Raw genomic sequence first — 19569 nt, forward strand, 5'->3', positions numbered from 1 at the left:
TAAATACTGCCTACACTATGTTGTGGGAAAAGGACAGTATGAACATTTTTAATGCTTAAATTTAATATGATTAAAATTGGAAGATAGTTATCAAAATAAATTGGAAAATGTTCATTACTACCCTTACTTAGATTCGATACCATTATTTGCTATTTCATTTAATTTCATCAATATATATACATTCATAGATGCCACGTTTTCCATTATAATCTTTATAACGCATTTTCTTGCTTTTGCCATTGTGGGTAATTTCTATTATCCAATCATAGTTACCAAAAAATAAGGCTGGCTGAACCAGCATATTTGACCCTTCTTTCAATTGAAATGGAGCTGTCCATTTAGCTTTTTCATTTTCGGTATTGCCTGCGCTGTCCCATATCTCTATCCTATTTGCCGGCAGCCTAGGATACTCCTGAATAGGTTCAACCTTACAGACATTACCGAAAATTAGAAACATACATGTTTTATCATCATATCTTGCCCCTTCAGGATAAGTTTCAAAACCTATCTTTTCCCAAATATATTTGGTTTCCTTAGGGGCACAGGTCAAAATAAATGCCTTATATTCTGTATACAGATACTTTTTCCGAAGATTATCTATCATAAACTTAGCTACTCCCCTTTTTTGAAAATCCATTTTTGTTTCCGCCATAGAAACATAGATACAAACTAGATCTTCGTATTTATATGCTATAAAACCAATCGTTTTACCATCTTGTATTGCTACAGCCAGACAATTATTTTCAAAACATCGCTGGATTTCAGACCAATTATTCGATGGAAAAGTTGTCCAAGTAAATATTTCGCTTAGATCGCTTTCATCGGGACTAAAGTTGATCTCAATAGGAGTTAACATCATAACCAGATTTGAAATAGTAAATAAAATTATTATGGTCTGATAACTAACTCTACCTGTAGGTCATCATTTGAAGATTTGTTAATATCATCCTCCAATCCTTTGGGATTTTTCACCCTACTGTCGGGATCATAAACAAAACATTTCAATATTTTACAGTCAGGATGGTTTCTATAGTGGGCGATATCCAAAATCAATTGCTCCCCAATTTCCTTATCCTTTAGTTTGTCCCTTGTTTTCTTGACTTCAATAACTATCTTCTCATTCTTTAGAAGAAAATCCATCCTAGTAGAACTTCCCGCATATGATGGTGTATACTCCTCTTCCCTCACATCTCTAAAATGAAGTTTAAGAATTGCATGTAGAAGATCTTGTACATCATACTCATCAGCTATCTCAATTGTGGGTCGGTCTGCATGTCTATTCTTCAATTGTTTATAAAAACTATGAAAATTATCAAAAACATTAGATAGAATATGGTTACTATAGTCTGAATCATCAGACAATTCATGCAAATTCAATTTCAGTTCTATTTGTCTAATTATCCTAGTTGACAAATCAACAAATTTCTTTGTAGAAAAAGCTTTTGTTGTTAGAGACACCATAAAACCAGTAGCATGAATATGAGGTGGCGTTGGTAAGCCATTACTTAGGATATCTCTGTCATAAATCACAACATTACTTGGCCTTCTATATGATATATAGTCATTGACTTCAAATCCCCATTCGAATTTTTCAATATTATCCAGTAATTCCATTTCAGCAGATAATTTTTCATTATTATTTATCAATGATAAATCGGTTACGAGCTCCTGCTGAAATTTTTTCAATGGACCTAGTAGATCTATAATCTCCTCCTCTATTTCATATAGATCTAAACCTTCTCTTTTCTCTAAAAGATCATAAAAATATTCGGGGTTCACCTCTATCGCATTATTTCTATTGTTAGGATCAGTATAATGGTTATAATCTTCTCTTCCCCATCCTCCAATCCACAAATTATCAATGAATGTAGCAAACGAAGCTTTTTCACTTAGCTTCTTATGGATCTCTGATAATCGAAGACATTCCTTTCCTTCAAATTTTTGAAGCTTGGATTTAAGTGCGTTTAATATACTAGCAAAATTGCTCATAGTTGTTTGAATCGTAATTATGGAATTAATATAGCTTTTGCTCACAATATACAAATACTATCAGCCTCATCAAATTTTATATTTACATTGAAAAAAGCATTTTAATTAATCATCTTTTTACGGGGAAGACCAATTTCATTTTCCTGCGGATAAGGCGCACGAAAAGTCATGCTGACATCTTCTTTGATGCGCTGTTGTGCCTCATACTTCTTGTCTTCATCATGTGAATAGCGTGGGTCAGCGATAAACGGCATCTTTGCCATCTTCGTAATGGTAATTGTAGGAAAATGAAAATCTACTTCGACAATACCCAAAAGTAAATAGCATCCCCCTCCTTGAAAAGGGTATCTTTCAAGGCTGTCCGGAAAGTGTGCCGTATCAAAATAATTCCCCTCCACATCTACCCAGGTTCCAAAATACATTGTTCCCCGTTTCGTCGGGACGTGCTTCCGTGAAATTAAATAGGCAAGCATCTTCACTTCCTTTTTGTGATGATCGGTAAGATCTTTGGCCATGACAGTACCTCGATACTTTGTCTGCAGCAGATCAAAAGGTGTACAGGAAACCGGAAAACTTAAAATCTCGATCTCGTCAAATGCGTCCTCAAAGACATTACGTTTCAATTCGGGGAATTTGAATTCTTTGACAGGTTCCTCAAATAATGGCTGAAAATGTCTTTTGGGTTTAAAATCTCCCAATAATACCCTTGCTTTAAGTAGCAGTTCATTTTTGGGAATACCAGTAAACCTAAAAGCGCCAATGAAGATCAGGATCTGTAAAGTTTCAATACCGATGGGAATCCGTTTGATAAAATCTTCCAAAGATTTGTAATCGCCGTTTCTTCTTCTCTCCTCTGGTATTTCCTTGGCTAACCGTGACTCGACCTTCTCCAATAACATCAGACCCAGATATATTTCATCCCCATAGATCGTCGTCTCATATTCCCCCCTGTTGACGCATGGATTCATTATATTACCACCGGACATCTTCGCCTCATGCACGTAGACTTCTGTGCGATAAAAGCCGCCCATATTGTTTATGGCAGATACCATAAATTCCAACGGATAATACACTTTTAGATATAGGCTCTGGTAGCTCTCCACAGCATAGGAAGCCGAGTGGGCTTTACAGAATGAATAGCCTGCAAATGATTCTATCTGCCTGTAAATTTCCCTGCTCAGCTCCTCGGGGTGTCCTTTCTCCCTGCAAGATGCAAAAAAATGATCCTTAACCTTTTGAAGTGCACTTAATGACCTACCTTTTCCGCTCATTGCCCTTCGCAGAATATCGCCATCCGCCGCTGTCAGTCCCCCATAGTGCAAGGCAATTTTTATCACATCCTCTTGGTACACCATGACGCCGTAGGTTTCACCAAGCTGCTGCTCAAATACAGGATGGAAATATTCAAACTTGTCAGGATTGTTGTGGCGGAAAATATATTCCCGCATCATCCCTGACTGGGCAACTCCCGGTCTGATAATGGACGATGCTGCAACCAGTACTTTGTAGTTGTCACATTTCAATCTCCGGAGTAGGCCCCGCATTGCTGGCGATTCAATATAAAAGCAACCGATCGTTTTACCTTGTCTTAAATATTCATTACATCTGCCTTCATCTTTAGATAATGTTGTATTTTTAATATCAACCTTAACTCCGCGTTTCTCTTCTATCAATTTGACTGTATCATTGATTGTACCAAGTCCACGCTGGGACAAGATGTCGAATTTTTCAAATCCTAGCTCCTCTGCAACATGCATGTCCCACTGCACTATGGGGAAACCTTTCGGTGGCATTTCCAGTGCTGTGAAGGTTGTCAACGGTTCTTCTGAAATAATAATCCCGCAGGAATGCATTGATCGTTGATTCGGAAATTTCTCTAATAGCTTTCCATATTTCTGCACCTGCTGAACAAGTTCATCACGAAAAACTCTTTCCGGATTTTTACTGAGTTCATCCAGCTCTTCCTTTGGAAGCCCAAAAGCCTTCCCTACCTCACGGATAATAGATCTGTACTTGAACTCGACATTGGTTCCACAGAATGCAACATAATCCTTTCCATACCGATTAAAGATATAATCGAGAATGATATCACGCTCCTGCCAGCTCCAGTCGATGTCAAAATCCGGCGGGCTTTTTCTGTTCAAATTCAAGAATCGCTCAAAGTACAGATCAAGTTCTATGGGGCAGATGTCTGTAATACCCAAACAATATGCAACAATACTATTGGCTCCGCTCCCACGCCCAACATGCATAAAGCCCATACTGTTACTATATCTTATTATATCCCAGGTAATGAGAAAATACCCACTGAAATTGAGTTCGTCAATAACCTTTAATTCTTTTTCTATTCGTTTGGCTGCCTGCGCATTACTTCTGCCGTATCTTCTTTCCAGTCCGGCAAGGGCCAGTCGTGTCAACAGTTTCAGATCATCTGCCTTAGACCCAGTATAATGTTTTCTGTTGCGCGGAGTTGAAAAGGCAAACTCAAATCCACTCTGATTCAGCATTTCTTTTGTATTCTCAATAATTATAGGATATTGGCGAAATGCATTAAGCACAGTCTGTGGATCCCTGAAATATTCTGATTTTTTACACACCTCCTCCTCCGGTAATTTTGAAAGCAATACGTTGTTGTCAATAGCCCTAAGAATTCGGTGCAGGTTATATTCCTTCTTTGTACTGAATGTTACTGGCTGCAAAATAACCATCTTTGATAGCAGCTTTTTATATTCTCCACGAATCAACAGGTTCAGTTCATCTTCCTGTATACCAACAAATTCATTTTCGTTAAGCTGTTCCGGAATATTGTTCAGGGGATAAATCACAAAATTGCTCGGCAAATTTGGTCGTTGTGGCAATTCTATTCCTTCACAGTTGTAAGCAGTCAGCATTTTGTTTACCTCCCCCAGCCCTTTAAACTCTTTTGCAATACAGATATAGAGTAATCTGCTGTCTTTTCTGACCTCAATACCTGCAATGGATCGTATCCCCTTTTCTTCGCATTTCTTCTTGAAGTCGTATAACCCTGTAACCGTATTTATGTCCGTAAGAACCAACTCCTTTATTCCCAATGCTGAAGCTTGGGAAACAAGGTCATCTATGGACAAAATTCCATAACGAAGACTGTGGTAGGAATGACAGTTTAAATACATACTTGTACATTTTAACGTAAAAAGTTATATCCTACAGCCCTGCCAACCGCCCCCTTTCCAAACCTATTCTTTATATTATCCATAGCTTGATAAAGGTTTATCAATTCTGCCGTATCTTCAAATAAATTCATTTGATAGGATCCGTGGACTAAATCTGTAAAACGAAGTCCCACCAATCTCAAGCGCATTCTTCTGGAATAGACTTTATCGAAAAGCTCCAAAGCAACTTTTGCTAAAGTGTGGTCTGCTGAGGTATAGCTCACCCGACATTGTTTTGTCTCGGTATCAAAATTGGAATATCTTATTTTAATCACTACGGTCGATGTCAGCCACTTCTCCTGACGGAGCTGATGCGCCAACTCTTCTGCCATTCCAGCAATTAGACCTTTGACTTCTTTAATATCCATGGTATCACTGCTGAATGTTCTTTCTTTTCCGATTGATTTCCGCTCCGAATACGGCACTACTGGCGAATCATCATTTCCGTTGGCTTTTCGCCATAGATCCGTGCCATTCTTTCCGATCATCTGCTGGAGCACATCTACAGGCATTTCCGAGAGTGTACCAATGGTTCTTATTCCTACACGGGATAAAAGTCGAAATATGGCATCACCAACCCCTGGCATTTTTTTTATAGGTAACGGATTAAGAAATGAATGCACGCCAACGGAGGGGATTTCCTGATGACCATGTGGCTTCGACTCCCCGGTACCGATCTTACTGACCGTTTTATTGATCGATAGTGCATAACTGATCGGTAATCCTGTCTCCTTTTCAATTTTGGTTCCGAGTTCGTTCGTCCACTTATAAGCACCGAAAAATTTGTCCATGCCAGTTAAATCTAGGTAAAATTCATCAATGGATGATTTTTCCATCACTGGTGCGCTCTCTTCGATAATTTCTGTAACTGTATGCGACATTTTGGAATAGAGATCCATATCGCCCTTAACAACTCTTGCCTGTGGGCAGAGCCTTAATGCCATGCGCATCGGCATGGCTGAACGGACTCCAAATTTTCTCGCTTCGTAACTACAGGAAGAAACAACTCCCCTGTCCCCTCCTCCAATAATCAAAGGAATACCGTTCAGCTCTGAGTTGACAAGCCTTTCGCAGGACACAAAAAAGGTGTCCAGATCCATATGTACAATCGATCGTTCCATGACAGTTAAAATTTACTTTACAAAATTGCTATGTTTTTTAGCAAAATAAACTAATTTTGTTGCTATAAATTATAGCAATGTCATTACTGTCTGAAAATCTGCGCTTTCTGAGATATGAAATCAATGCTTCCCAACAAGCTGTTGCGGACAGGCTATTGATTACCCGAGCTCGTTACAGCAAATATGTGGAAGGTGCCAGCGAACCCCCTATTGAGATCTTATTGAAAATAGCACGTTATTATAGAGTCAGTATGGATCTTCTGGTAACAATTGATCTAAGAAAATATAATTTGGATGAAATTCTCAAATTGCCGGACAATAGAATCCTGTTACCGATAAAAACAGACAGCAAAGGCGAAAATAAAATTGAGATCGTACCATACAAAGCTTCAATGGGGTACTTAATGGGGTATTCCGATCCTGAATATATTGATGAGCTCCAGACGATGTCTCTGCCATTTTTACATAATGGTAAATATAGAGCATTTCCCGTAGAAGGTGATTCTATGCCACCATACAGCGATGGGAATTTTATTATCGGACAGTATATAGAAACCGTAGCCAGTATGAAAATTGGGAAAACCTATCTGTTGGTAACCCGTGAAGGCTTTCTATTTAAACGTCTTGATAAAGTCAGTGATACTTCTATTACAGTAAAATCCGATAACCCATTTTACAACAACCTGGAAATACCATTTTCTGATCTAAAAGAAATATGGCAGTTTGCCGGAAGCTTTGCAAGTCAGGAACAACAGATCATTAATCCAGCAGATGATGAACTGAAAAGAATGCTCATGAAGCTAATGGAAGAAATTATCGAACTAAAAAAGACTTCAACAAAATAGTTTTTAATAATAATTCAGATATCCAAAATAAAGGAGGAACGGCCTCCTTTATTAAATAATCTCCGATGTGGAGTCACGTAACTCATACGCTACCCAAGCACAGTTTGAAATATAAACTGCACAGTTTGTATCACCGATATGGCAAATACTCATTTCTTCCTCCATATCCGTAGTGAATTTTTTTAAAAACTCAACGCCACCGAAAACAAATTTTGTATTATCCGGCAGGGATCCTAATGTTTTTTCCTTCTTCATTCCCAAAGATAATAAGCATTTACATAGAATTTTACGGTTTCCCATAAATCATAAAATATTATATATATTTCTACAGTTTAACAAGCCCTGAAATAAATGAAAGATCGGAAGTACGAACAATTACTCTCACTCCCGATGGATATTCGATCATAACAGGTGTTCCAGTCTGCCCTTCACCATCATTATCAGGAATACTCAACAATCTGTCCCGTACAATCGCAAGCGGATTATTTTCTTGAACAGATACTTCATCTGACAAATAAGTAGCTCCATTTTGATTTTCCTGAATTTCAACATGTGATTCAGAAACACCATTTTTCTGAAAACTGGCAACAAGATAAGGATTAGCAGTTCTGCCACTTTCAGTAAGTTTTGTGTAAGCATAATGGCTATATGGCCTGGGCCTAAAGTCCAATAACCATGCAGCCATCTCCACAGCTAACTCCGATGATTTTCTACCTTTCTTTAGAAATTGAATAAAAGGTTTAAATCTGGATGGTTCTATTTTCTTAATCTCACTGAGCAAGACATCATCCTTAAATGAACGGTCCATAAAATTTTTAATTGTCCGCAAATCCCAGGCACTGGCAATTTCTTCATATTGACGCGCACATTCATTTCTTACTTTCGCCGGAGTGATATACAATAGATTTGAAGAAAGAAATCCGCTTTCTGTCAACATAGAATAATGATTTCTAACTGCTTCACGATATTCATCTGTCATAATACAATAGTTAATATGTCATTTAATTTTACTTTAAAATCCATACTTTTTTTCAAAAAATCAAAAAAATACTGTTTTTGACAATATTATAAGTTGAAGAGAATATATAGGCATCGATATCCGATACGATAAAAATCTACTCTGTCATAAAATTAATGACCTAGCCTCTTATCTTCATATTTACTTCGCTCAGTTTTTAAGGAAACAAGCCAATCTAAATACATATCCTGTGGCATGTTTCTATACCCCAGTTTATGGATATAACCATATTCTTTATTAAGTTGAACTAATAAATCTTTTGATTTTGCTTCCTCCGGATTCAATTTCCGGTATTGTGATTTATGTGTTTCAGTACGTAAAATCAAGGCTGTAATTAGGTTGGGATAAATTTCTAATGCTTTATTGGCACATTTCAGTGCGAAGACACCATCATTCTCCGGATAAGTCCGATTATAGGCATTCGCCAGATCAACAAAACACAGGGCGAGACTTTCATGATTATTTAAAGCTTTCATATAAATGCCGTTCTGTATGGCATCCAGATGGATAAAACCGGAAGCCATTAACCATGAATCCTGAGGAAAAATACCGCTGGTCAGTTCAGTATTATACCAACCGATAGATTTTATGTTATGCTTGATATAAACATGGTTTGGTGCAAGTGCCAGATATGCTTCTGTCCCTAGCTCTTCCGCAAGTATTTTGTACAGATATGGCATGGAATTACAGTTTCCTTTCTGCGTGTTTACAAGTTTGGAGACAAACAGATTTGCCAGATCGCCATGACCGAAAACGTCTTCAAAATCATAGGAGAAAGGTTTATAGTGAAGGGTATCATTATTCACAATTACAGGTGTTTCCTGACACATTACTGAAAAGATAGCTGCATATTTACTAACCTCACTTCTATCTTTTTCATGGTAGGTTAATTCCCTGTTTTTAATTATCTGATTACAGAAATTAGCCATAAATCTAATTTTCCTGTTTACCTCAACGGTATCAAGCTTACCCTGATAATACGCATTTTCAACAGTCAAAACGGCTGTCTTAAAACTGTACGGCTGTTTCTGAGCAGCCATATTGTCTATTGCCTGAAAAGCATCGTCGTAAAATTGATTACTTTGGCCCTTACCGAAAGTTACAATAAACACAAAAATAGCAATATAATATTTCATACTTAGTGGCGCCTGGAGTCGGCAAATTAATTGGTTAAGTGGTCGATGATGTCAATCACCAATATATCATCTGTTTTTTTATCATACTCGGATAAATAGAAACCTATTAAGGTTACTAAATCCTTTATCGAACAGAGCCTTTCATAACTAATATCCTTTATTTTCACTATTTTCCTCTGACCAGGTTTTGATTTTAGAAATATGTAATTTGTATCCGGTGAAATAGAGTATTCTGCATAGATCATAATTTTACTATTATCCACCAAGGCGAATTTATCCTCCAACAAACTATCTATATTATTGTATCGGGCTTCTCTAATTATTTTCTCAAGATCCATTTATTTTCATTTTTGTATTAATTGATTAGGTTCAGTACCTTCCAGCCATCATGTTTACTTTTGGCTACCCAAAATTTATTTATTCCCTTAGAACCGTCAGAAAAAGAAATCTGCTCTTCAATCAACTGTTGTTCGTTGTTCTCTTCGAGCAATCTGAAAATTCTTCTTACGTTATCAAAAAAAGGATAGCCGTTAAGTTCTAATTCTTCATGAAGAGACAGTTTTAAAACTGAAGCTATCTTCTGAACCGTTTCAGGATTTTCTTCTATATCATTTTCAAAGAGGATATTTCTAGCTTCTTTATGGAAGTCCTTACAAGAGAGAACTCCATTGATATTCTTCTCGGTATAAAAATTCTCAAGCGCAATAATTGCACCTTCAGGAGTGGATCGGTCCGGTCTAAAAAAATCATTTCCGCACCCGATCCGAAAACCACACTCAATTTCAAAATTTATTTTATCATCATCACAGAGGCTGTCATAATAATACTGTATTGTATATCCCCCGAAAAGCTTCCCTTCCTTCACGATCATCCAGTCCACAGCTTCATTGATTTTGATCCGTTTAGTCTCACCTGTTTCAGCCAAGCGACCATTATACCACCCATCAGTAATTATTATACTATCCAGCCAGACATAAACATCTTTGTCATTCTTAAACTTTATTGCAGAATAGCCAGAAAAATTATTCTCAATCAGGAAATTAAAATACCATAGGCTTTTTTCTGCTTTATACAGCATATATAGGAAATCTCTGGTAATCTCTATATTGATTGATTTATCCATCCAGCAGATTTTAAAAATCGTTTAACTACATCATCGCTCCACACAGCACCATAATCAAATTCATAAGTTTTACAATTTTCATTCTTCAAAATGGAATCTGTTATTTCCAAGAACTTTCTCTTATCAATAATTACAGACAGATCCTGAAACTTCTTACTCCAACTTGATGAAGGTTTAGAACCGCGACCCGAATCAAGGAAATTAATGAGCTGAAATTTTAGCTCAAAGTCTTCCCAATCATCTTGTAGCAAATTCAAATTAAGGATTTCGTGAATAATACTATAGCACCCCTGTCCATTCTCAACCCGAAACTCCTTGAGGTAATCTATTAATTCTCTGTCTGCCGGTGAAATTAATTTTAGAATTTTCTTGAAACAGACAATATCATGGTGAAAAGTCTTCTGATAGATAATGTGTAAGATATTTTTTAGTGTTTCGGACTTAACCTCAGTGGGAGCATGTTTTAAAATACTCCGCACACTTTCTATTTTAAGCGTATCTTCCAATAGATTACTGTTGGGAGAAACAAAATAATGATCCCTAAGATAATCGGTAACATGTAAAAAGTCTTCTGCCGAATAGACAATTATCCTGTCATTAACAAGCCTCGGTATTAAATTATCCACAAGTAAAGCCCCTATTCTTGCGACATATAACGATCTTAAAAAGGCACCATGGAATTCGTTATTGTAATACAATAACTTAGGCAGAATGTATTTATAACTTTTCCTTTCAATTTCTGATGAAATCAATTCATAAAATTTGAGTTCTAAATCTTTCTCTGCTTCTAATTGCTCTTCCCTGTTACTACTCAGTTCACGATGCTTCAGAAGTAATAGATCAAACCAGTTCTGAATTTTTATAAAATCATGTTCAGGAACAGTTAGTTTACCAGCTAAGATTTTAGATTTTGCAAGTTCGTCTCTTTTAAATGTTTGATATGGATTATTTGTCATGATTATTTGAATAAATTCTCACCAAATATTACTTTTTTATCATCTATTTGGTATGGATAGAGTTGTCTATAGATATCCTCAGGTGAAAGAATGAACTCAACAACCAATACATCTTGTCCCTTATATCTTCCGTCCATACCTATGGCATATGCCCTAATATCCTCGTCTTTTAAATCTTCAAATGCACCAGCTAATAAAATATCATAAAGTTCCTTTGAATCAGTAGTCTCAGAATAAGCACCAATGTAGGTCAGTTTGCCTGTTGATCTAACGTAAGTTGCATATGGTGCGAACTCACCATTTTCAAGCAGGAATTTTTCAGCCTGCTCCTTAATTGCTCCAAGCAAAATATCAATATTAGTCATCTTTAAATATATTAATTTTTGAACTAAGCACAATTGGGATTATTACCACAAGGATTTTGGGGCTTCGGCGCAGGTAGCAGTTTCGGCGCAGGTGCAGGCGTCACCTTAAGGTTATCTGTTTTCGGTCTAGCTGGAGGGGTATATCTTTGAATATTAATTCCAGAATTTTTAAGAGGCTTAGTAACTTGGGCAGACTCATTTATTTTCAACAAAGCCTCCTGCCCATTTGCTTTTGAAATTTCAATCTGACCTCTCAACTGTTTGGTAAGTGGTTGTCGAACAACATGCTTTATCTCAATTGTTCCTCCCTCATCGGTCATCGCATCGGGAATGGTTTTTCCCATTTTTCCGGTCTTTGGATCTTTGAATTCAAAAGTCTCCGTATTTTTGTCCCTTCCCATTTCTGCCAGTTGCTTTTTTTCTACATACCTTCCAAAATTGAAATGTTCCTGCTGGGTTTTGGTAACGGCCTCGCTCTGCTTAGATCCCGCCTCGCCCACCTTTGTAGCAGTTTCGATTATATTCGGCTTTATTGATGATTCTTCAAATAAGGGCATCATACGCATCCACCAGCAGCACTCGGTTGCATCCTCCGGAGCCCTGCCATCAGGATCTTTATATTTCAATGGATTATTGAAAGATAAGTTATAGGGTGTCCAGCTCTGGAACTCCTCGCTCAAAGGATCAGGACTGATCCATCTGCCATGAGTATCGCCAATGGGCTGCGCATCCGGATCGGATAGATCTACTTCGCTAAAGTCAACTATTTCCTGTGTTTTTATATTGAAGCGAACAGAACCAATTGTAACTATTGTATCCCTGTCGTGAAATTCCAGATATTTCCCTCTGCTCAACGTAGCAACTTTAGGATAATAGCCGTACCTTTTGAATGGATTTCCAGCCTCTATATTTTTTCGTCTTCGTTCTGCTTCCTCAGGAGTAAGCCTATCTCTGGTTTTAAGAACTTCATCCATGTAGGGACGCAAACGTTCTTCCTTTGTGAGTTTAACTGGATTGATCCACTCCTTTTTGATGGCAAATTTTTTGCTCTGTTTTTCCTGTGCTTGGCTAAATCCAATAAAAAGCAGGAAAAGACATAATAAAATCTTTCTCATATTTAGTTTTTTGATTATCGTTTTATAAAAATTCTTTTGGGATTCTAAAGGTTTTAGGAGCCTCTTTCTTAGGTGTGATCGTTTTGGATTTCTTTAGGGATTCACTCTGTTTATGCCGATTCAGAAACTGGATTCTTTCGGTAATTTCATCACTTTTCTGTTTGTTTTCAGTGCTTTTCATTGAACCTAACCATTGTTGGTATTGTTCGGCGGGCATTTCTGCGAAGCCCGAACTGTCTATGTATACAAATCCACGGTTGATTTCTCTGTACTGCATGTCCAATGGTGGAATATCCCGTATATGTTGTAATTGCTCATTATTTTGTGGATCGATTCCAAATCTAGCGGTGGACTGCATGAATCTAACCTGATCGGTATTACTTTTCCATAGGTGGGCATTTATATTGTTCGGATTAAGCTGTAATGCCTTATTTATGACTTTTGCAACGAATTCATCATACCCGTATTTATGGATATACCCACTCGCCAGATCGACGAATGTTTGCGACAGAACTTCTTTTTTACCAAGATTCTGCATATATAGCTTATTTTTCAGGGCTTCCGCTTTTATATAGCCAGAATTGAGCACAAATGAGTTGGCAGAAAACATTCCGTTGGTAAGTTCGATACTCAACATTTCCCCATCATCGCCCTCAAACCGTATGTACGAATGATTTGGTGACATCACAAGATAGGCTTCTGCACCGATCTGTTCAGCAAGAATCAGATATAATAAAGGCATGGAATGACATTGCCCGGAATTCTTTTTCATCAGCTTGGAAACAAACATTTTAGAATAGTCCTTAGCTCCCATGTAGTCCTCAAAATCATATTTGATGGCTTTATGGGCAACCTTGCTGCCTATTTTACTATCTTCAGCAAAATATCTGAAAACTGCCAGATTCCTGGAAACGTTATCATCTACTGTCCCGTTTCTATTTGAAGACCTCCTTATTATATCCACTGCCCTCTGTATCTGACTCTGATAGGACTTCTGAAAGTCTTTATCGTTATCGTAGTAGGCATTTTCAACAAGGAAGACCGCTTCCGCAAGAGAATAGTTATCATGATCAAGCTTAGAGAGATTCTCAAAAGCTCTATAATAGGCTTCTGTACCTTTTTGTCCCGATAAAGGAGCAAGCATAAATTTCTTATAATTTTCAGCTTCGGCAATCCTTCTATTTTCATTTTCAAGATCTTTCCTGATCATCTCTTCTGCCCTCAGGTGGTTGCTATTCTGGACATGAGGACGGATAACAGGTTCTAAGCGCTGGGAACTTTTATTTCCATAATTTTTATTTACTTCACCAGATCTCCCAAAAATATTGGAAGCACTTACCCTTCCGGCAACTGGTAAGTCAGGGATCTGTCCAAAACCGGAACTTCCGGCAATTAAGCAACATATGGTTATAAATAATCTCATCATTTTTGTTTTTACTGAAACAGCATTGCAATTTATTTCATTTATAAACACAAAAACATCCGGGTTTTCACGGAACATTGAATTAAAAACAGTTGTTAAGTGTTCATTTATAGTTTATAATGCAATAATATAGTGTAGTAACGTCAGAACCTGTCGTATAATAATACAAATTCATTTGAATTGTGCACAGTTGATTTTGGGAAATACAAAAGGCATGGAACTAGATCAATCCGTTAAAGAGGTACTGCGAAGAACCCGACAACCAGAAAGACTTAGCCCATGCCCGTATAAGAGGACACGGGCGTAAGTCTGTCAAGATTTTGGTTGTCTAAAGAAGATTCGCAGTTTCCTTTAACCATTCTGACAGAGCTTACGCTATGTTTCGTTAAAATTTCGTGCTAAGATATAAATATTTTTCAATTGAATAATATTTTCACTAAAAAATGATTTCAGTGCTATGAAAAATTTAAACATTAAAAATAGATTGAAAAACCCCATAAAAAGACAATAAGTTTAACAACTAATTACAACATCACAACACAAAACTTATTATTTAATAAAAAATCCTTAATTTTGTATACTGCGATTTCTACCGACCTTATTATGTCTTCCTTACAAAATCATACAACAGATCCGGAATATATGTATAGAATAATCTATGATACATATAAGGACCGTATTTTCTTTTACATCGCTGGAAGAATAAAAGACAGAAATGATGTTCTTGATATTTTTCAAAATGTTTTTGTCCATCTTTGGCAATACAGACATGATCTTGGTAAGAAAAATACTGAGAACATCATATTTAAAACATGTAATCAGGAAATAGTAGATTTTATAAAAAATAAATATAAAAACCCTACAACTTCTTCATATTCTGATAGACCTGATGATTCATCGGAAGCCCTGAACGATAAACTACAAAGGGAAACTCTCTTACAATCAGTCGAGTCTAATATTAATATGCTTCCAGCAGCCAGAAAGCAAATATTCACCATGTACAAACTTAACGGCATCAGTCAGCAACAGATAGCTGATGAATTGAATATGTCAAAAAAAGGTGTTAAAAAACAGATTGAAAAAGCAATGGTATTCCTTAGAAATAATATTAAAAACAGTTAACTTTCGTTAAAAATAGTTAAAGTAATAATTCAAGGGGGGCCATTTATCTTACTTTAAGGTAAATGTAATAAAGAGCCCTCATTATGGAAAAGGAGAACCATCAAATTCACCCATTGTCCCAGCAGGAGTCTGAGGATATGTGGGAAAATGTAATTTCACGCATACGCGTACAGGAAGCCAATAAGAAAAAAAAGAAACGCACCTTATATTCCATAATTGCGACAACCGCTGCTATTCTCATTGTAGGTAGCATACTCATATTTAAATTTTACCCAACACAGGAAATATATCAGGCAAAAGAAACTGAAATTTCCATTGTTCTAAAAGACGGTACAAGAGTTACCTTACTAAAAGGATCTAAACTAACGGTAGAAGACAGTTTTCCTCAAGATACCAGAGATGTGTTCCTTGATGGAAATGCCATATTTAACGTGACCAAATCCAAACAGCACCCCTTCATTGTGCATGGTAAAGACTATGATACAAAAGTAATGGGAACTATATTCAGGGTGGCACAAAATGGTTCAACATTTAATGTTGATTTATACGAAGGGAAAGTACAGGTGATTAACAGCAAAAAAAAGGAACAAACTTTTGTTCTACATCCTAGGGAGACGTTTTCAAACTTAGGGTCATTAAAGGTTGCTTCTATCAAACCAACCAGAATACAGAATCAGGATATTAAGGCATCTACTGCTACCCTATCTCTCAAAGATATTAGCTTAATGGATGCAATGCAGATCATTGAAAAAACATATGGTGTAAAAATTAAGTTTCAGGAAAACAATGCCCAGTCGGTAATTTCGGTCACCAAAGAAAATGCGACAGCAGCGGATCTACTAAACCTAATCTCAATACAGCTTAACCTTAAAATAAAAAGTATAGATGCTAAAACATTTGAACTGGAGAACTAGGCTCTGGTCGGTCAATTCTCCTGCAATGGTTCCTGATACCTAAATTGACTGTTGAATACAAAATAAAAAGACCAGCGGGTGCAACCGCCGGTCATGTATTCAATGAGCGACAAAAATCAGAAGTTATCAACTATTAAATACAGTATGCAAAAATATGAAAAATCTTTGCACGGCCGCCCTTTTCTTTATACTCAGCGGTCATGGGATCAATGCCCAACAGAACCTTTCTACCATGAAGGTATCATTTGAAACAGGAAAAACCTCAGCAAACGACGCCGTAAAGAAGTTCCTGACACAGCACGTTAAAGAATATGCCTATTCTTCAGAAGAACTAAAAAATTATTCCGTTCCGGCTACTAAATGTAGAAATGAAACGGTTATCAATTGTCTGAACAAAATGCTTAAAGAAGTACCTGTAGAAGTACTTATATTTAACAATAGTCTTGTTATCCGGCAGAAAAAATCTAAATCAATCTCTTCAGCCATTGTTTCTCCAGAAACATCATTGACCGCACGGGATACATTGCGTCCGATACAGGACATCAACAAAATTGATGAAATTGTGGTCAATGCCGGATATTATAAAGTTAAGGACAAAGACAGAACTGGGAGTATAGCGAAGGTCTCAGCAAAAGATATCGAAAACCAGCCTATAACAAATGTACTCTCTGCGGCACAGGGACGTATGGCAGGAGTAAATATCATTCAGAATAGTGGTGTTCCCGGTGGTGGATTTGATATTCAGATACGTGGACAAAATAGTTTGCGTACCGGTACGTTTACTTCCCCAAATGGCAACATTCCCCTATATGTAATAGACGGTGTCCCTTTGGCCGAAGTTGCCAGTTCTTACTCCCTGATCTCATCCACAGCTATTCCTAATGGAAATATTAGTCCTTTAAATAGTATCAGTCCCAACGATATCGAAAGCATAGAAGTCTTAAAAGATGCCGATGCCACCTCCATTTATGGCTCTCGGGGAGCCAACGGAGTTGTTCTCATTACAACAAAAAAAGGTAAGACCGGAAAGCTCAACATTAATCTTACTTCCAATTATAGTATCAGCGAACCCATATCGAATCTCAAACTACTGAATAAAGACCAATATGTCAAAATGCGCCGTAATGCTTACGAAAATGACGGTATCAAAGATTATCCGATCGATGCCTACGACATTAATGGAACCTGGGACATCAATAATGAAACGGACTGGCTAAAGACTCTGCTTGGAAAAAAAGCAACACTAAGCAGTACTCAGCTTTCAGCGAGCGGAGGAAGTGAAACAACTAACTTTATGCTAAGTCTCGGTCACAATGAACAAACAACCGTTTTCGGACAAGGATTTAAATATAGTAACAGTACGTTGAACTCCAATATCTCACATCGTTCCAGTGACAAACGATTTCAGCTGAGTCTTTCCAATATGTTCACCCAGCAGAAGAACAACATGATTATGACTGATCTGACAAGAAATGCATATATGCTTTCCCCTGTTTCTCCAAAATTATATAATGAAGATGGCAGCTTAAATTGGGCCGGAAATACATTTACAAATCCTCTTGCTTCATATAATGCTACATACGAAAATGATACCAAGCTGTTCCAGACAAACCTGAATACAGAATATGAAATTATCCCAAACTTCAGAATCAAAATGAATGCGGGGTTAAACTATACGATTATTAATGAACTGACTTTAACTCCAAATACCACTTATAATCCAAATATCGGCGCGGGCTTATCCAGTGCGAATTCACAGGCAAGAAAAAAAAATCAGCAGGTGTTCTCTTTTATTATAGAACCACAAATAAGCTGGCAAAAGGCATGGAAGAACCATCATCTTGAAGCACTTGTTGGGGGGAGCTTCCAGAGAATTGTGAGGAATACCGATGAGAAACTGGGGTTTGGTTTCGAAAGTAATCAATTCATTACAAACATAGGTGCGGCAAAAACCATCTTACCGCTTGAAGACTCAGATATCGAGTACCGCTATGCAGCTTTCTACGGAAGACTTAATTACCAATATGATGGTAAGTATATACTTAATCTTACAGGAAGAAGGGATGGCAGCAGCCGGTTCGGTCCTAATAATCGTTTCGCCAACTTTGGTGCAATGGGTGTGGCATGGTTATTTTCTAAAGAAGAGTTTTTAAAAAATCAGAAATGGCTCAGTTCCGGAAAATTGCGCGGAAGTTATGGTGCCACGGGTAATGACAATATCGGCGATTTCCAGTATCTCAACAACTACATTGTCTCTTCATCAATTTATAATAATACCACAGGCTTATTACCCTCCCGACTATATAACCCCGACTACAGTTGGGAAATTACAAGAAAGCTGGAAACAGCAATTGAACTTGGCTTCTTCAAAAACAGATTGAACGTAACAGCAGCATGGTACCGTAACCGATCTTCAAGCCAGCTAGTTGGCTATCAACTATCCGCAGTGACCGGATTTACGAGTGTGATCGCCAATTTAGACGCCAAAATAGAGAATACAGGTCTTGAATTTGAAGTATCTGGCAGACCAGTAATAGGCAAAAATTTTCAATGGGAATCTAGTTTTAACATCAGTTTTCCAAGAAATAAACTACTGTCATTTCCCGGTCTGGCAGGATCATCCTATGCAAATCAATATATAATCGGACAACCTACCAGTGTGATCAGACTTTATCAACTGGAGGGGATCGATCCAAAAACTGGATTATATAAATTTACTGATTTTAACGGTGACGGGAAGATAACAGCAGCAGATGACAGACAGGCAATCAAAGATCTTGAATTTAAGTTTTTTGGTGGCTGGAGCAATAGTTTCCGCTATAAAAACTGGGATTTATCTGTTCTCATCCAGTTTGTAAAAAGAAATGGCCGCAACTATAACGGTATAATTAATATGCCGGGAACTATGAGCAACCAACCTGTTGAAGTACTGAACGTTTGGTCAGAACAAAATCAGACAGGTGTATATATGCCTTACAGTACCAAAAATTCAAGCAGTCATAATTTATTCAGATCCAGTACTGCGGCTTTCTCGGATGCATCTTTTATAAGATTAAAAAATGTCCAGCTAACTTACAGGCTTCCTTTGCAGAACACTCCTTTTAAAGACGTAAAAATATATCTACAGGGACAGAATCTATTGACAATAACCAAATTTTTCGGAGTTGACCCCGAATCACTTTCACTGGGCTTCCTACCACCTATGAGAACATATTCACTGGGCGCAACCTTTAACTTTTAAATTCTGAAAA

General features: G+C 37.2%; 17 protein-coding genes. 4 read left to right on the top strand and 13 right to left on the bottom strand.

Annotated elements, in window-relative coordinates; all coding sequences use genetic code 11:
- Nucleotides 1-154 precede the first annotated feature (154 nt).
- The 4 genes from DRF65_RS13845 to dinB all read right to left on the bottom strand — a co-directional run bounded on the left by DRF65_RS13845 (nt 155) and on the right by dinB (nt 6301).
- A complete protein-coding gene (locus DRF65_RS13845) occupies nt 155-859 on the bottom strand; it encodes a GNAT family N-acetyltransferase (RefSeq protein ID WP_115971354.1) in 705 nt (234 codons plus the stop codon).
- A gap of 29 nt (nt 860-888) precedes the next feature.
- Nucleotides 889-1989, bottom strand: coding sequence for a PD-(D/E)XK nuclease domain-containing protein (locus DRF65_RS28440; protein ID WP_165852227.1), 1101 nt, complete (start codon nt 1987-1989; stop codon nt 889-891).
- Nucleotides 1990-2090: 101 nt separating this feature from the next.
- The gene (locus DRF65_RS13855; protein ID WP_115971355.1) at nt 2091-5141 is read right to left on the bottom strand and encodes a DNA polymerase III subunit alpha; all 3051 of its coding nucleotides are present in this window, start codon (nt 5139-5141) and stop codon (nt 2091-2093) included.
- Between the two features lie 11 nt (nt 5142-5152).
- Nucleotides 5153-6301, bottom strand: coding sequence for a DNA polymerase IV (gene dinB, locus DRF65_RS13860; protein WP_115971356.1), 1149 nt, complete (start codon nt 6299-6301; stop codon nt 5153-5155).
- A gap of 77 nt (nt 6302-6378) precedes the next feature.
- On the opposite strand from dinB, the gene DRF65_RS13865 reads away from it, so the two are divergent.
- The gene (locus DRF65_RS13865; protein WP_115971357.1) at nt 6379-7146 is read left to right on the top strand and encodes an XRE family transcriptional regulator; all 768 of its coding nucleotides are present in this window, start codon (nt 6379-6381) and stop codon (nt 7144-7146) included.
- Nucleotides 7147-7197: 51 nt separating this feature from the next.
- On the opposite strand, the gene DRF65_RS13870 is transcribed toward DRF65_RS13865, so the two are convergent.
- The 9 genes from DRF65_RS13870 to DRF65_RS13910 form a co-directional block, all read right to left on the bottom strand.
- Nucleotides 7198-7401 carry a hypothetical protein gene (locus DRF65_RS13870; protein WP_123947348.1) on the bottom strand — a complete coding sequence of 68 codons (204 nt, stop codon included), beginning with the start codon at nt 7399-7401 and terminating at the stop codon, nt 7198-7200.
- Nucleotides 7402-7471: 70 nt separating this feature from the next.
- Entirely contained in the window at nt 7472-8125 is a 654-nt protein-coding gene (locus tag DRF65_RS13875; protein WP_115971359.1) for a hypothetical protein, read from the bottom strand.
- Between the two features lie 152 nt (nt 8126-8277).
- Nucleotides 8278-9300, bottom strand: coding sequence for a hypothetical protein (locus DRF65_RS13880; RefSeq protein ID WP_115971360.1), 1023 nt, complete (start codon nt 9298-9300; stop codon nt 8278-8280).
- Nucleotides 9301-9326: 26 nt separating this feature from the next.
- Nucleotides 9327-9638: a hypothetical protein gene (locus tag DRF65_RS13885; protein WP_115971361.1), complete on the bottom strand. Its 312-nt coding sequence runs from the start codon at nt 9636-9638 to the stop codon at nt 9327-9329.
- Between the two features lie 17 nt (nt 9639-9655).
- Complete coding sequence (locus DRF65_RS13890; protein WP_115971362.1) at nt 9656-10423, bottom strand: DUF2314 domain-containing protein; 768 nt, start codon at nt 10421-10423, stop codon at nt 9656-9658.
- The gene (locus DRF65_RS13895; RefSeq protein WP_115971363.1) at nt 10402-11379 is read right to left on the bottom strand and encodes a hypothetical protein; all 978 of its coding nucleotides are present in this window, start codon (nt 11377-11379) and stop codon (nt 10402-10404) included. The genes DRF65_RS13890 and DRF65_RS13895 overlap by 22 nt, the downstream gene beginning before the upstream one ends.
- A gap of 2 nt (nt 11380-11381) precedes the next feature.
- Nucleotides 11382-11744, bottom strand: a complete 363-nt coding sequence (locus tag DRF65_RS13900; protein WP_115971364.1) for a hypothetical protein — start codon at nt 11742-11744, stop codon at nt 11382-11384.
- 23 nt (nt 11745-11767) lie between these two features.
- Entirely contained in the window at nt 11768-12730 is a 963-nt protein-coding gene (locus DRF65_RS13905) for a putative toxin (protein WP_228438693.1), read from the bottom strand.
- A 151-nt stretch (nt 12731-12881) separates the two neighbouring features.
- Entirely contained in the window at nt 12882-14285 is a 1404-nt protein-coding gene (locus DRF65_RS13910) for a hypothetical protein (protein ID WP_123947349.1), read from the bottom strand.
- Nucleotides 14286-14885: 600 nt separating this feature from the next.
- On the opposite strand from DRF65_RS13910, the gene DRF65_RS13915 reads away from it, so the two are divergent.
- From DRF65_RS13915 to DRF65_RS13925, 3 genes are all read left to right on the top strand, one after another.
- Nucleotides 14886-15404 carry an RNA polymerase sigma factor gene (locus DRF65_RS13915; RefSeq protein ID WP_115971367.1) on the top strand — a complete coding sequence of 173 codons (519 nt, stop codon included), beginning with the start codon at nt 14886-14888 and terminating at the stop codon, nt 15402-15404.
- 83 nt (nt 15405-15487) lie between these two features.
- Entirely contained in the window at nt 15488-16318 is an 831-nt protein-coding gene (locus tag DRF65_RS13920; RefSeq protein WP_115971368.1) for a FecR family protein, read from the top strand.
- A gap of 154 nt (nt 16319-16472) precedes the next feature.
- On the top strand, nt 16473-19559 hold the full coding sequence (locus DRF65_RS13925) for a SusC/RagA family TonB-linked outer membrane protein (RefSeq protein WP_115971369.1): 3087 nt from the start codon (nt 16473-16475) through the stop codon (nt 19557-19559).
- The last annotated feature ends 10 nt before the right edge of the window (nt 19560-19569 follow it).

This window comes from Chryseobacterium pennae (genome assembly GCF_003385515.1).
In the GTDB taxonomy this organism is placed as follows: Bacteria; Bacteroidota; Bacteroidia; order Flavobacteriales; family Weeksellaceae; genus Chryseobacterium; species Chryseobacterium pennae.

Coding starts and splice junctions, on each gene's coding strand:
- dinB (WP_115971356.1), bottom strand. CDS start 6,301: ATGGAACGATCGATTGTACATATGGATCTGGACACCTTTTTTGTGTCC.
- DRF65_RS28440 (WP_165852227.1), bottom strand. CDS start 1,989: ATGAGCAATTTTGCTAGTATATTAAACGCACTTAAATCCAAGCTTCAA.
- DRF65_RS13845 (WP_115971354.1), bottom strand. CDS start 859: ATGATGTTAACTCCTATTGAGATCAACTTTAGTCCCGATGAAAGCGAT.
- DRF65_RS13865 (WP_115971357.1), top strand. CDS start 6,379: ATGTCATTACTGTCTGAAAATCTGCGCTTTCTGAGATATGAAATCAAT.
- DRF65_RS13910 (WP_123947349.1), bottom strand. CDS start 14,285: ATGATGAGATTATTTATAACCATATGTTGCTTAATTGCCGGAAGTTCC.
- DRF65_RS13890 (WP_115971362.1), bottom strand. CDS start 10,423: ATGGATAAATCAATCAATATAGAGATTACCAGAGATTTCCTATATATG.
- DRF65_RS13925 (WP_115971369.1), top strand. CDS start 16,473: ATGAAAAATCTTTGCACGGCCGCCCTTTTCTTTATACTCAGCGGTCAT.
- DRF65_RS13885 (WP_115971361.1), bottom strand. CDS start 9,638: ATGGATCTTGAGAAAATAATTAGAGAAGCCCGATACAATAATATAGAT.
- DRF65_RS13875 (WP_115971359.1), bottom strand. CDS start 8,125: ATGACAGATGAATATCGTGAAGCAGTTAGAAATCATTATTCTATGTTG.
- DRF65_RS13880 (WP_115971360.1), bottom strand. CDS start 9,300: ATGAAATATTATATTGCTATTTTTGTGTTTATTGTAACTTTCGGTAAG.
- DRF65_RS13870 (WP_123947348.1), bottom strand. CDS start 7,401: ATGAAGAAGGAAAAAACATTAGGATCCCTGCCGGATAATACAAAATTT.
- DRF65_RS13920 (WP_115971368.1), top strand. CDS start 15,488: ATGGAAAAGGAGAACCATCAAATTCACCCATTGTCCCAGCAGGAGTCT.
- DRF65_RS13915 (WP_115971367.1), top strand. CDS start 14,886: ATGTCTTCCTTACAAAATCATACAACAGATCCGGAATATATGTATAGA.
- DRF65_RS13855 (WP_115971355.1), bottom strand. CDS start 5,141: ATGTATTTAAACTGTCATTCCTACCACAGTCTTCGTTATGGAATTTTG.
- DRF65_RS13900 (WP_115971364.1), bottom strand. CDS start 11,744: ATGACTAATATTGATATTTTGCTTGGAGCAATTAAGGAGCAGGCTGAA.
- DRF65_RS13895 (WP_115971363.1), bottom strand. CDS start 11,379: ATGACAAATAATCCATATCAAACATTTAAAAGAGACGAACTTGCAAAA.